Genomic DNA, 13,071 nt, shown 5'->3' on the forward strand with positions numbered 1-13,071 from the left:
CGGGGCCGCGGCACGACGGGGTCAGTCCTCCTTGGAGTCCTGCATCCCGGTGGTGATCATGTCCATCACCGAGGAGTCGGCCAGCGTCGAGACGTCGCCGACCTCCCGGTTCTCCGCGACGTCGCGCAGCAGCCGTCGCATGATCTTGCCGGAGCGGGTCTTCGGCAGCTCCTCGACGACCATGATCTGGCGCGGCTTCGCGATCGGCCCGATCTCCTTGGAGACGTGGTCGCGCAGCGCCTTCAGCGCCTCCTCGCCCTTGGACTCGTCGCCTGCCGCGTCCCCGCGCAGGATCACGAACGCGACGATGCCCTGGCCGGTGGTCTCGTCGGCGGCGCCGACGACCGCGGCCTCGGCCACCGTCGGGTGACTGACCAGCGCCGACTCGACCTCGGTGGTGGAGATGCGGTGCCCGGAGACGTTCATGACGTCGTCGACGCGGCCGAGCAGCCAGATGGCGCCGTCCTCGTCGTACTTCGCGCCGTCACCGGCGAAGTAGTAGCCCTGGTCGGCGAAGCGGGACCAGTAGGTGTCCTTGAACCGCTCCGGGTCCTTCCAGATCCCGCGCAGCATCGACGGCCACGGCTTGTCGACGACCAGGTAGCCGCCCTCTCCGTTACCGACCTCGTTGCCGTCGTCGTCGACGACGATCGCCGAGATCCCGGGCAGCGGCGCCATGGCCGAGCCCGGCTTGGTGTGCGTGACGCCGGGCAGCGGCGCGATCATCGAGGCACCGGTCTCGGTCTGCCACCAGGTGTCGACGATCGGGCAGTTCTCGGCACCGATCTTCTGCCGGAACCACATCCAGGCCTCGGGGTTGATCGGCTCGCCGACCGTGCCCAGGACCCGCAGCGAGGACAGGTCGTACTTCGCGGGGATGTCCTCGCCCCACTTCATGAACGTCCGGATCAGCGTCGGGGCGGTGTAGTACACCGAGACGCCGTACTTCTGGACGATCTCCCAGTGCCGGCCCTCGTGCGGGGTGTTCGGCGTGCCCTCGTAGACGATCTGGGTCGCGCCGTTGGCCAGCGGGCCGTAGACGATGTAGGTGTGCCCGGTGATCCAGCCGATGTCGGCGGTGCACCAGTACACGTCCTCGCCCGGCGTGTGGTCGAACACGGCGTCGTGGGTGTAGGCGGCCTGGGTCAGGTAGCCGCCCGAGGTGTGCAGGATGCCCTTCGGCTTCCCGGTGGTGCCCGAGGTGTAGAGGATGAACAGCGGGTGCTCGGCCTCGAACGCCTGCGGGGTGTGCTCCTCCGACGCGGCGTCGACGACGTCGCCCCACCAGAGGTCGCGGCCATCGGTCCAGGGGACCTCGGTCCCGGTGCGCTTGACGACGAGGACCTTCTCGATCGTCGTGCCCTCGACGGCCTGGTCGGTGTTCTCCTTCATCGGCGCCGGCTTGCCGCGGCGGTACTGGCCGTCGCTGGTGATCAGCACCTTGGCCTCGGCGTCCTCGATGCGCGCCTTCAGCGCGCCCGGGGAGAACCCGCCGAACACGACGCTGTGCAGCGCACCCAGCCGGGCACAGGCCAGCATCGAGAAGATCGCCTCGGGGATCATCGGGAGCTGGATGGCGACGCGGTCGCCCTTCCCGACGCCCAGGTCCTCGAGCGCGTTCGCGGTCTTGGAGACCTCACGCTTGAGGTCGGCGTAGGTGATGTCCCGGCTGTCGCCGGGCTCGCCCTCCCAGTGGATGGCGACGCGGTCGCCGTTGCCGGCGTCGACGTGGCGGTCGGCGCAGTTGTAGGCGACGTTCAGCTCGCCACCGGTGAACCACTTCGCGAACGGGGCGTCGTCCCAGTCCAGGACGCGGTCCCACTTCGTCGACCAGTCCAGGCGGTCGGCCTGCTCGGCCCAGAAACCCTCCCGGTCGGCGTCGGCGCGCTCGTACCAGTCCGCGGTGGCCTTCGCCTGTGCGGCGAACTGCTCCGGCGGCGGGAACGACCGGCTCTCGGTGGACAGTGCGCTCAGCGCGGAGTTGCTCTTCTCGGACTCGGCCATCGTCCTCGTGTCCTCCTCGACAAGTCGTTCACAGCGGGCCTGCCAACGGCCGCAGGACGTACGCGCAGTGCGCGCACGTGTGCGGACAGACGCTAGTGAAACGCGCGGGAAAACGCACCGTCTGTAGGGACGGGCCGGACGCTCTCCACACGTGCGCACCTGACCGTCGGCGCAGGTCGGGACGGCGGCGCACGGCGCGCACCCCCGGGTTGGGAGAATGCGTCAGTGATCACCTCCTCGTCCGACCCCCTCGCCCCGCTCGCCGCGCTGCCCGGGGTGCCCGAGGCGGTGGCCCGCGCCCGTGACGCGGCGACCGAGGTGCACAACCAGCCGGTGAACCGGCGCGGCTGGCCCGCGACCGCCGCGGAGGCCGCACTGCGCGCTGCCCGGGCCTCCGCCGGGATCGACGGGGCCCCGCTCACCCCGGCGACCGCCGACCACGTCTCCGACCCGGTACTGGCCGGGGCCGTCCGGATCGCCGACGAGCGCGCGAAGCTGCTGGACACCTGGGGGCGGGCGCCGCTGCAGGGGCTGGCCCGGCTGCACGTGCTGGCCGCGTCGGACCTGGTGCCCGCCGAGGAGCACGAGGCCCGGCTCGGGCGGCCGCTGCAGGAGGCGTCGTCGCGGCTGTCGCTGCTGGCCGACCTGCTCGGCGGCGCCACCTCGGTGCCCGCACCGGTGCTCGTCGCGGTGGTGCACGGCGAGTTGCTGACGCTGCGCCCGTTCGGCACCGCCGACGGCGTCGTGGCGCGGGCCGCGGCCCGGCTGACCGCGATGTCCTCCGGCCTGGACCCGCGCGGGCTCTGCGTACCGGAGGTGGGGTTCCTGCGCAGGCAGGCCGCCTACCGAGAGGCCGCCGCGGCCTTCGCGACCGGGACGCCGGAGGGGCTGGCCCGCTGGATCACCCACTGCTGCACGGAGTGGGAGGCCGGTGGCCGCGAGGGGCTGTCGATCGCGGCGGCGCAGTCGGGCTGAGGCCACGCCGTTCCCACCGTTCCGCGACCGACCGTCCACATGCGAAAGCCGGGCGGCACCCCGTGCTCGGGGTACCGCCCGGCCTGACGCGGGTTCCGGCTTCCTGGCGTGCACTACGTGTCGTGTCACGGTGGCCTAGGCGCCCGGCGTCCCGGTGGCGCAGGCCCACGACGACATGCCTCCCGCGGCGTGCTCGGCGTGGAAGTGCTCGGATCTCGCGTGCGGCGCCCGGCCGGGGGAGACGGGCTCTTCTCCTCCGAACCGCCTCTGGCCTGACCGGGGACCGCGGATCCGATCCTGGTCCGGTTCGTGTGACGCAGGCAACCCTCGCGGGCAGGTGCACCGGTTCAGCAGCGGTGGGTGACGAGGGTGGTTGACCCGATCGGCTGCGGTGGTGCAGTCGTCCGGCGGTTGCCGGGCCGGGCGACGACCGGCCCGGCCGGTGGTCGGTGAGGTGGCCGGGCAGTGCTCGGCAGCCCGGCCGGGCAGTGCTCGGCAGGGCGGTCAGGCCGAGCGGCTGCCGGAGCGTGCCGCGGCGCGGTCGGTGAGGCGGTCGCGCAGCCGGAACAGCCGGTCCCGGCGCGAGGACGGCCGCACGAACGTCAGCATCGGCCAGCCGCGCTCCCGCGCGACGGTGCGCAGCTCGCGGTCGGGGTTGACCACGTGGGGTGCGCCGACGACGTCGAGCAGCGGGAGGTCGGTGATCGAGTCCGAGTACGCGGCGCAGTCGGCGAGGTCGACGCCGAGCTCCGCGGCGATCTCCCGGGCGGCGGCGGCCTTGCCCTCGCCGTAGCAGTAGAACTCGATCTCGCCGCCGTAGCGGCCGTCGTCGATGCGCATCCGGGTCGCGCGGACCCGGTCGATGCCGAGCAGCCGCGCGATCGGCTCGACGACCTCGGTGCCCGACGCCGAGAGCAGGACGAGCTCGCTGCCCGAGGCCCGCAGCCGCTCGATCGTCGCGACCGCCTCCGGGTACACGAGCGGCTCCACGACCTCGCGCAGCGTCGCCTCGACCACGGCCCGGACCCGGGCGACCTCCCACCCCTGAACCACCAGCGTCATCCGCCGGCGCAGCCTGTCCATCGTGGACGCGTCCGCACCGGAGAACATCAGCTGCAGCTGCGTCCACACCGCCTGCACCGCGGTGCGGCGGTCGATCAACCCCTCGGCCGCGAACGGGCGCGCGAACGCGAACGCGCTGGACCCGGCGATCAGCGTGTTGTCCAAGTCGAGGAAGACGACGGCCGGGGCACGGGAGGCGGCGGGAGCGTCGGACACGCCGTCGAGCGTGCCAGAGACCGGAGTCACCCGGTCGGCCCGCCGGGACCGCCCGTCCCACCGGCTCCCCCGCCCACGGCACGCGACCCGCTGTGATCACCGGCGTCACCGGACCACCTGCGCGTCACCGGTCATTGTGCCGCGACCGCCGGTCGCCACCCTCCGCACACGATCACCTGCACGTGCGTGACGAAGATGTGCTCAACCGGTCGGCGCAGTTCCGGCGGAGATGTGGGCGTGACGGTCGTATTACAGCTACAGTTGGGTGCGCTCGGACTTGGTCCGAGCAGGTTCAGCTCGACCCCCCGGGGCTGAACCGCCCGACGGCCCCCGCCAATCCCCCCTGGCGGGGGCCGTCCCATGTCCGGGCCCGGCAGCGGTCCCGCGTTCATCTCCCGTTCGCCCGACGGTGATCCCCCATTCGTCCGCCGCGACGCTGAGCCGGACGCCGACGTGGTTGTCCACAGCCGTCCCGGTTCTCCACAACGGCGCGATCGGCGACTCCAGGCTGCCGGTCCGGCCGCACGCTCGATCCGGGCCCGCACTCCGCGGGCGGTGGGGAGCGCAGTGATGGACGACCGGCATCCCGGCGGCGGGCAGGGCTCCGCCCCGGACCGCACGCCTACCGAGGACCGGCGGTGTCTGGTCGTGGCCGACGACCCGGACCTGCTCGACGCGTTGCTGCGGCTCGCCGCCGCGGCCGACATGGAGGCGCTGCGCGCGGCCGACGCCGCCGACGCCCGCCGGGCCTGGTCCCGTGCACCGGCCGTGCTGCTCGACCGGGCCGGGGCCGACCGCTGCCTGCGGGCCGGGTTCGGGCGGCGCGCCGGGGTGGTGATCGCGGTCGGCGACGAGCCCGCCGGGGAGGACTGGCGGGTCGCGGTGGCGCTCGGCGCCGACCGGGTCGTGGAGCTGCCCCGCGGTGAGGCCTCGCTGTCGGGATTCCTCGCCGACGCCCGGGAGCACGCGGCCGGAGCGGGCCGGGCCGGGCGGGTGCTCGCCGTCGTCGGCGGGTGCGGTGGGGCGGGGGCGTCGGTGCTGGCCGCGGCCACCGCCGTCGTCGCCGCGCGGGACGGCATCGGCTCGTTGCTCGTCGACTGCGACCCGCTCGGCGGCGGCCTGGACCTGCTCGCCGGGATCGAGGAGTCGGGCGGGCTGCGCTGGCCGGACATCGGTGTCGGCGACGGCCGGGTGCGGGCCGCGGCGCTGCACGCGGCGCTGCCGCAGGTACCCGCGGCCCGGACCAGGATGTCGGTGCTGGCCTGTGCCAGGTCCGCCCACGGCCCCGACCCGACGGCGGTGACCGCCGTGCTCGACGCGGGGCGCCGGGCCGGGGACCTCGTGGTCTGCGACGTCCCCCGCTACCCCACCGACGCGGCGCTGGCCGCGGTCGCCGCGGCGGACCTGACCGTGCTCGTGGTGCCCGGTGCGCTGCGCGCGTGTGCCGCAGCCGGGCGGGTCGCCGACGTGCTGGCCGAGCACGCCCGCGTCGTCGAGCTCGTCGTGCGCGGGCCCTCCCCGGGCGGGATCACCCCGGCCGAGGTCGCGGGATCGCTGGGCCTGCCGCTGCTGCACGCGATGCGACCGGAGCGCGACCTCGCCGGAGCGGTGGAGCGCGGCCGGGTCCCGGGGTCCGGGCGCGGACCGCTGGCGTCGGCCGCGGCCGTGCTGCGCGACCGGCTGCGCGGCACCGCCGCGGCCGGGGTGACCGGGATGGCCGGGGTGACACCGTGAGCGGGTCGGTGCCGCTGGTGGAGCGGGTGCGGGCCCGGCTGGCCGACACCGGTGCCGGGACCGGGCCGGCCGCCGTCGCCGCGGCGGTGCGGGCGGAGACCGGTGGCGTGGCCTCGGACCTCGACGTCCTGGCCGCGCTGCGGACGCTGCGTCAGGAGTTCACCGGCGCCGGCCCGCTGGACGCGCTGCTGCGCGACCCGCGCACGACCGACGTCCTGGTCACCGCACCCGACGCCGTCTGGACCGACCGCGGCGACGGGCTGCGGCGCGCCGCCGTCACCTTCCCCGACGAGGCCGCGGTGCGGCGGCTCGCGCAGCGCCTGGCGCTCGCCGCGGGCCGCCGCCTCGACGACGCGAGCCCGTGTGTCGACGGCTGGCTGGCCGAGGCCGGGGTGCGGCTGCACGCGGTGCTGCCACCGGTCTCCGCTGCGGGGACCGCGATCTCGCTGCGGGTGCTGCAGCCCGCACACCACGACCTGGACACGCTGCGGCGCAGCGGGACACTCGACGCGCACGGCGAGGTGCTGCTGCGCGCCGTGGTCGCAGCCCGGCTGGCGATGCTGATCGCCGGGGGTACCGGCGCAGGCAAGACCACCTTGATGAATGCGCTGCTGGGCACCGTCGACCCGGCCGACCGGGTGGTCACCGTCGAGGACGCCGAGGAGCTGCGCCCGCGGCACCCGCACGTCGTCCGGCTCGTCGCGCGGCCGCCGAACATCGAGGGCGCGGGCGGGGTGCCGCTGCGCGAGCTCGTGCGGCAGGCACTGCGGATGCGGCCGGACCGGCTCGTCGTCGGTGAGGTTCGAGGGGCCGAGGTCTGCGACCTCCTGGCCGCGCTGAACACCGGTCACGAAGGTGGCGCCTGCACCGTGCACGCCAACTCCGTGCGCGAGATCCCCGCCCGGATGCGGGCACTCGCCGGGCTGGGCGGGATGTCGCCGTCGGCACTCGACGGGCAGCTGGCCGCCGCCGTGCAGGTCGTGCTGCAGATGCGCCGCACCCCGGCCGGGCGGGTGCTGGCCGAGATCGGGGTGCTGCGCCGCGACGACACCGGGCTGCACGTCGACACCGCCTGGAGCCGCGAGGGCGGCGCGGGGCCCGGGCACGCGGCGCTCGCGGAGCTGCTGGGCGAGCGCGGGGTGCGGCCGCCGTGCTGAGCGTCGTGACGGTGCGGGCGGCCGCCGCCCTGCTGCTGCTCGGTGCGGCGGTGTTCGTCGCCGCCGGGCGGCCGGGCGCCGCCCGGCTGCGCGGTCTCGCGCAGGCGGCGCGCGGAAGCCGGCGGATCGCCCCGAGCGCTCCCCTGCTGTACGGCGGCGCCGCAGCCGCCGGATGGGTCGTGCTGGGGCCCGGTGGTGCGATCTGCGCCGTCGCGGTGACCGCCGTGGTCCGCCGCAGGCGGGCCGCACACCAGGAGGCCGAACGCGCCGGGCACGCCGCGGCCGAGCTGGCCGACGCGCTCACCCGGATCACCGACGAGCTGCGCACCGGAGCCCACCCGGCTGCGGCGCTGGCCGGGACCGAGCACGACGGGCCGCTGGTCCGCGACCTGCTCGCACCGGCCTCGGCGGCCGCCCGGATCGGCGAACCGGTGCCCGACGCGCTGCGCCGGGCCGCACCCGCCGGCCGCGACGGTGCCGCCGACGTCGAACGGGTCGCGGCCGCCTGGGAGCTGGCCGACCGGCACGGGGCACCGCTGGCCGACCTGCTCGCCGGGGTCGGCGACGACATCCGGTGGCGACTCGCGCACGGCGCCCGGGTCCGCGCCCAGCTCGCCGGTCCACGTGCGACGGCCGCAGTGCTGACGGCGCTGCCGCTGGCCGGGATCGGGCTCGGCCAGCTCATGGGGATCTCGCCGCTGGCCGTGCTGCGGGAGGGCCTGCTCGGGCCCGCGCTGCTCGTCGTCGGGGTGGGGCTGACCGGTGCCGGTGCACTGTGGAGCGACCGCATCCTGCGCGGGGCGGTGCCGTCGTGAGCGCCGTCGTGACGGTCGTGGGCGCCGTTCCGGGCGCCGTCGTGAGCGCCGTCGGGGTGGTCGCGCCGGACCTGGTGCCACCGCTGGGCGCGCCCGCGCTGGTGCTGCTCGCCGCGGCCGTGCTGGCCGGTGGCGGGCGGCCTGCCGCGATCCGGTTGCGCGGGCTCACCCCCGCCGTACCCGCGCCGGAGCCGGCAGGACCGCGGGTCGCCGTGCTCGCGCTGCTCGTCCCCGCCGGCGCGGCGCTGGGCTGGGTCGTCGGCGGCGGGACCGGCACGGTGCTCGGGGCACTCGCCGGGGCGGGCGCGGCGATCGCGCTGCACCGCGCGTCCGCCCCGCGGCCCCGCGCGGCGGGTGCCGGTGACCTCGCGGCCGCCTGGGATCTGCTGGCGACCTGTCTGACGGCCGGGCTGACCGTGCCCGACGCGGTGTCCGCGGCGGCCCGGCGGCTGCCCGGATCCGCGGGCCACGCGTTGCGCCGGATCTCCGGGCTGCTCGCGCTGGGCGCCGATCCGGGGCAGGCGTGGGCGACCGCGTCCGGCGATGCCGACCTCGCCGGGTTCGCCCGGGCCACGGGCCGCTCGGCCGGCACCGGCGCCGCACTCGGCCGGGCGGCCCGGGCCGAGGCCGCCCGGCTGCGCTCGGAGCTGACCGATCGCGCGGAGGAGCACGCGCAGCGTGCGGCCGTCCGCATCACCGCCCCGCTGGGGCTCTGCTTCCTGCCCGCCTTCCTGGTCCTCGGCATCGTGCCGGTCGTGATCGGGCTCGCCGGGCAGGTGATCGCCCGGTGGTGAGCACCGGGCGATCCCACGGGGCCGCACCGTGCGGCCCCACGACCGAGGAGGAACCCATGACCACGTCGACCCCGATCCGGGCCCGGCTGACCGCACTCGCCCTCGACGACGAGGGCATGTCCACCGTCGAGTACGCCATCGGCACCGTCGCCGCGGCCGCCTTCGCCGCCCTGCTCTACGCCGTCATCAGCGGCGGCGAGGTCGTCGAGGCCCTCACCGGGATCGTCAAGCGTGCGCTCGGTACGACGTTCTGACCGGCCGTACGACCCGCACGGTGACGCCGGCGCGGTCACCGTCGAGGCGGCGATGGCGCTCGGCACGCTGGTGCTGACGACCGCCCTCGCCGTCGCGGCGGTGGCCGCAGTGTCGGCCGGGGTCCGCTGCTCCGACGCGGCCCGCGAGCTGGTCCGGCACGCCGCCCGCGGCGACGCCGACCGCGGGCGCACCGCGGCGGCGGCGCTGGCGCCGTCCGGTGCGACGACCGAGCTGCGCTTCGACGGCGAGCTGGTCGTCGCGACCGTGACGGCGCATCCGGCCGGGCCGCTGCCGGTGGGCATCGGCGGTTCGGCGACCGCGGTCGCCGAACCCGGGCTGACGGCAGCGGGCACGGCCGCGCCGTCCGGCGGTGCCGCGGCCGCCGCGGGTGGCGTCGCGGGGCCGGGCAGCGTCGCGGGACCTGACAGCGTCGCGGGACCGAACGACGGGGGCGACGGAGGCGACGCGGGCGAGGCACCCGGCGGCGACCTGCCGGACGCGCTCACGGCACCGGCGCCCGCCGCAGCGGTGCCGGGCCCGGGACCGAGCCCGGGTCCGGGTCCGGGTCCGGGTGGGGACGGTCCGCCGTGACCCCCGGGGCCGGACCCCGGCCGGACCCACGACCCCGGCCGGACCCACGTGGTGACCGCGGTGTCGCGTCGGTCTGGGCGGCGACCGCGGCCGCCGTCCTGCTGCTGACCGGGGCAGCCGGCGTCGACCTCGCCTCTGCCGTCCGCTCCCGGCACGTGGCGGCGGCCGCGGCGGACCTGTCGGCGCTCGCCGCCGCGGGTCACTCGGTGGACGGGACCGGACCGGCCTGCGCGGTGGCGCTCGACGTCGTCCGGCGGAACGGGGCCGAGCTCGTGTCCTGCCGGCTCGACGGCTGGGACGCACTGGTCGAGACCCGTACATCGTGGACCGGACTGCTCCCGGTCCACGAGCCGGCGACCGCGCGCGCCCGCGCCGGACCTGCCCCGGCGGACGACCCGGCAACCGGCCCCGCACCGCGCTGACACGGGGAGAGCGCTGACAGAGGGAGGACACCGTGCCCACGATCACGACGAACGGTCAGTCGATCCGGATGAACGGATGGCGAATCCGGTGACACGCGTGGATCACGTCGTGCCCACTCTTACGACGGTAGTGACATGCGATTCGTCGTCGCCGTTACACCGATCACCGACATCCGGGGGCGCAGGACTGGTCACGGCGTGCGCACTCGGGCCTACTGGATGTCGTCGCGGGGCCGGGCGGTGCCCGGCCCGGACAGAAGGACCACGCTCCCCAGATCGCGGCGAGGCCGGAGCGCGAAAGCGCCCCCGTCCGGCTCCGTCGCACCGTGGTCGCCGCCGGCCCGCCTACCCCCCGAGGGTGGGCCGGCGGCGCCCGGCTCGGATTCCCGGTCCGGGCCGGGCTCCGTTCCCGGCGCACCTTCCACCGGCCTTCGCGCTACGGCTCCTCCGGCCGGTCCAGCGCCGCCAGCACCAGGTCGAGCACCTGCACCGCACCCGTCTTGTCCAGCGGGTTGTTGCCGTTGCCGCACTTGGGCGACTGGACGCACGACGGGCAGCCGGTGCGGCACTCGCAGTCGCGCACCGCGTCGCGGGTCGCCCGCAGCCACCGGTCGAGCACCTCGTGGCCGCGCTCGGCGAGCCCCGCACCACCGGGGTGCCCGTCGTGCACGAACACCGTCGGCAGCCCGGTGTCCGGGTGCAGCGCCGTGGACAGCCCGCCGATGTCCCAGCGGTCGCAGATCGCGAACAGTGGCAGCAGCCCGATGGCCGCGTGCTCGGCGGCGTGCAGCGCTCCCGGCAGCCGGGCGTCGTCCACCCCGGCGGCCGCCAGCGCCTCGGGGTCGATCGTGTACCAGACCGAGCGGGTGTCGAGGCTCTGCTCGGGCAGGTCGAGCGGGGTCTGGTCGAGCACGGTCCCCTCCGCTGTCCGGCGCCGGTAGGCGACGACCTGCGAGGTGACCGTGGTGTCGCCGAAGCAGACCTGGACCGGCCCGTACCGGCGTGCGGTGCGCACGGCGAGCACCGACACGTCCGACACCGACTGCGCCTCGGTCCGCCAGTCCGGGTCCTCCGGGTGCACCAGCGCGAGCCCCTGGTCGAGGTCCAGCTCGTCGACGATGTAGCCCTCACCGCGGTGCAGATACACCGCACCCGGATGCACATTGCCCGGCGCCGCGCCGCCGTCGACGGTGCCGAGCATCCGCCCGGTCGCGGCCTCGACCACGGCGACCTGCCCGAGCCCGGAGCCGCGGATGTCGACCTGGGCCGCGGGGGCCTCGCCGGTGTCCGGCCAGAACCAGCCGTGCGGGCGGCGCCGGAGCACCCCCTCCTCGACCAGCGCGTCGAGCACCTCCACCGCGGGCGCCCCACCGAACACCGACGCGACGTCGTCCTCGGTCAGCGGCAGCTCCGCGGCGGCGCAGGCGAGCTGCGGGGCCAGCACGTAGGGGTTGACCGGGTTGAGCACGCAGCTCTCCACCGGCGCCCCGAGCAGCGACGACGGGTGGTGCACCAGGTAGGTGTCCAGCGGGTCGTCCCGGGCGACGAGCACGACGAGTGCCTCGTCGGAGGCCCGCCCGGCGCGTCCGGCCTGCTGCCAGAACGACGCCCGGGTGCCGGGGAACCCGGCGAGCACCACGGCGTCGAGCCCGGAGATGTCGACGCCGAGCTCGAGCGCGTTGGTCGTCGCGACGCCCAGCAGCTCGCCGGACATCAGCGACGCCTCCAGCGCCCGCCGTTCCTCGGGCAGGTAGCCGCCGCGGTAGGACGCGATCCGGTCGGCGAGCTCCGGGGCGACCTCGGCGAGCCGGCGCCGCGCGCTCAGCGCGGTCAGCTCCGCCCCGTGCCGGGACCGGACGAACGCCAGCGTCCGGGCGTCCTCCAGCACCAGGTCGGCGAGCATCCGCGCCGCCTCGCCACCGGCCGACCGGCGGACGGGGGCGCCGCCGTCGTCGGTGATGCCGGTGAGCAGTGGCGGCTCCCAGAACGCGACGGTCCGGCCGGCGTGCGGGGACCCGTCCTCGGTCACCGCGACGACGTCGCGCCCGGTCAGCCGGGACGCGAACTCCCCCGGCGTCGCGACGGTCGCCGACGCGAGCACGACCGTCGGGTGCGCGCCGTAGCGGGCGGCGACCCGCAGCAGCCGGCGCAGCAGCAGCGCGACGTGCGAGCCGAACACCCCGCGGTAGGTGTGGCACTCGTCGACCACGACGTAGCGCAGCCGCCGCAGGAAGGTCCCCCAGCGCCCGTGCCGCGGCAGCAGCGAGCGGTGCAGCATGTCCGGGTTGGAGAACATCCAGCGGCAGTGCCGACGCACCCAGTCCCGCTCCTCCATCGGAGTGTCCCCGTCGAACGACGCCGGCCGCACCCCCTCGGGGGCGAGCCCGTCGAGGGCGCGGAGCTGGTCGGCGGCCAGGGCCTTGGTCGGAGCCAGGTACAGCGCGGTGGCCCGCGGGTCCTCGAGGAGCCCGGTCAGCACCGGCAGCTGGTAGACCAGCGACTTGCCCGACGCCGTCCCGGTCGCGACGACGACGTCGGCGCCGTCGTGCACCAGCGAGGCGCCCTCGGCCTGGTGCGCCCACGGCCGCTCGATGCCGCGCGCGGCGAACGCCGCCCGCAGCTCCGGCGGGGTCCACGACGGCCACTCGGCGGTCCGGCCCTCCCGCGGCGGGATCCGCACCACGTGACGCAGCGGGTCCTCGACCCCGGGCTCGGGCGGCGGGGCGGCACCGCCGGCGTCCGGCAGCGGCGCGGCGAGCTTCTCCTCGACCACGGACGGCTCGACGTCGGATCCGGCGAGCACGCGGCGCAGCAGGTCCGGGCCACGCCGGTCCCCCGCCACCTGCATCCGCGAACCCCGACCTGCTCCCACGAGGAGCCAGAGTCACACACCCCACCGACAGCTCCGCCGCACGGGTGGCGGGCCACAGGGCAACTCGGACACCTGAATGTGGCGTTGATCACGCTGCGAAGTTCGGCAATGATTGTGATCGCGCTCGCAGTGAGCGGTCCGTCACACTCGGACACATTGCACGTGCCCGGAGCG

At 76.0% G+C, this 13,071-nt stretch carries 11 protein-coding genes; 8 read left to right on the forward strand and 3 right to left on the reverse strand.

Annotated features, from left to right (window positions below; translation table 11 throughout):
• Positions 1-21: 21 nt before the first annotated feature.
• On the reverse strand, positions 22-2,004 hold the full coding sequence (acs, locus tag ACLE50_RS08835) for an acetate--CoA ligase (RefSeq protein ID WP_410942943.1): 1,983 nt from the start codon (positions 2,002-2,004) through the stop codon (positions 22-24).
• 225 nt (positions 2,005-2,229) lie between these two features.
• Between acs and ACLE50_RS08840 the strand changes: the two genes are divergently transcribed.
• Positions 2,230-2,979: an oxidoreductase gene (locus ACLE50_RS08840; protein WP_410942944.1), complete on the forward strand. Its 750-nt coding sequence runs from the start codon at positions 2,230-2,232 to the stop codon at positions 2,977-2,979.
• A 504-nt stretch (positions 2,980-3,483) separates the two neighbouring features.
• Here the strand turns inward: ACLE50_RS08840 and ACLE50_RS08845 are convergent.
• Positions 3,484-4,257 carry an HAD family hydrolase gene (locus ACLE50_RS08845; protein ID WP_410942945.1) on the reverse strand — a complete coding sequence of 258 codons (774 nt, stop codon included), beginning with the start codon at positions 4,255-4,257 and terminating at the stop codon, positions 3,484-3,486.
• 570 nt (positions 4,258-4,827) lie between these two features.
• Between ACLE50_RS08845 and ssd the strand changes: the two genes are divergently transcribed.
• The 7 genes from ssd to ACLE50_RS08880 are packed head-to-tail and all read left to right on the forward strand — an operon-like array spanning position 4,828 to position 10,025.
• The gene (gene ssd, locus ACLE50_RS08850) at positions 4,828-5,991 is read left to right on the forward strand and encodes a septum site-determining protein Ssd (protein ID WP_410942946.1); all 1,164 of its coding nucleotides are present in this window, start codon (positions 4,828-4,830) and stop codon (positions 5,989-5,991) included.
• Positions 5,988-7,148, forward strand: a complete 1,161-nt coding sequence (locus ACLE50_RS08855; RefSeq protein WP_410942947.1) for a TadA family conjugal transfer-associated ATPase — start codon at positions 5,988-5,990, stop codon at positions 7,146-7,148. The genes ssd and ACLE50_RS08855 overlap by 4 nt, the downstream gene beginning before the upstream one ends.
• Positions 7,142-7,963: a type II secretion system F family protein gene (locus ACLE50_RS08860; RefSeq protein ID WP_410942948.1), complete on the forward strand. Its 822-nt coding sequence runs from the start codon at positions 7,142-7,144 to the stop codon at positions 7,961-7,963. Before ACLE50_RS08855 ends, ACLE50_RS08860 begins: the two co-directional genes overlap by 7 nt.
• A complete protein-coding gene (locus ACLE50_RS08865) occupies positions 7,960-8,757 on the forward strand; it encodes a type II secretion system F family protein (RefSeq protein WP_410942949.1) in 798 nt (265 codons plus the stop codon). Before ACLE50_RS08860 ends, ACLE50_RS08865 begins: the two co-directional genes overlap by 4 nt.
• A 56-nt stretch (positions 8,758-8,813) precedes the next feature.
• The gene (locus ACLE50_RS08870; RefSeq protein ID WP_410942950.1) at positions 8,814-9,011 is read left to right on the forward strand and encodes a DUF4244 domain-containing protein; all 198 of its coding nucleotides are present in this window, start codon (positions 8,814-8,816) and stop codon (positions 9,009-9,011) included.
• Complete coding sequence (locus ACLE50_RS08875) at positions 8,989-9,603, forward strand: TadE family type IV pilus minor pilin (protein ID WP_410942951.1); 615 nt, start codon at positions 8,989-8,991, stop codon at positions 9,601-9,603. Before ACLE50_RS08870 ends, ACLE50_RS08875 begins: the two co-directional genes overlap by 23 nt.
• Complete coding sequence (locus ACLE50_RS08880) at positions 9,600-10,025, forward strand: Rv3654c family TadE-like protein (protein ID WP_410942952.1); 426 nt, start codon at positions 9,600-9,602, stop codon at positions 10,023-10,025. Before ACLE50_RS08875 ends, ACLE50_RS08880 begins: the two co-directional genes overlap by 4 nt.
• A gap of 436 nt (positions 10,026-10,461) precedes the next feature.
• Here ACLE50_RS08880 and ACLE50_RS08885 read toward each other — a convergent pair whose 3' ends face one another.
• Positions 10,462-12,873, reverse strand: a complete 2,412-nt coding sequence (locus tag ACLE50_RS08885) for a DEAD/DEAH box helicase (protein ID WP_410942953.1) — start codon at positions 12,871-12,873, stop codon at positions 10,462-10,464.
• Between the last annotated feature and the right edge of the window lie 198 nt (positions 12,874-13,071).

This window comes from Pseudonocardia phyllosphaerae, from assembly GCF_046546475.1.
Classification (GTDB): Bacteria; Actinomycetota; Actinomycetes; order Mycobacteriales; family Pseudonocardiaceae; genus Pseudonocardia; species Pseudonocardia phyllosphaerae.

Excerpts from the sequence above, each read along its gene's own strand:
- acs (WP_410942943.1), bottom strand. The coding sequence starts at position 2,004 with ATGGCCGAGTCCGAGAAGAGCAACTCCGCGCTGAGCGCACTGTCCACC.
- ACLE50_RS08885 (WP_410942953.1), bottom strand. The coding sequence starts at position 12,873 with ATGCAGGTGGCGGGGGACCGGCGTGGCCCGGACCTGCTGCGCCGCGTG.
- ACLE50_RS08870 (WP_410942950.1), top strand. The coding sequence starts at position 8,814 with ATGACCACGTCGACCCCGATCCGGGCCCGGCTGACCGCACTCGCCCTC.
- ssd (WP_410942946.1), top strand. The coding sequence starts at position 4,828 with ATGGACGACCGGCATCCCGGCGGCGGGCAGGGCTCCGCCCCGGACCGC.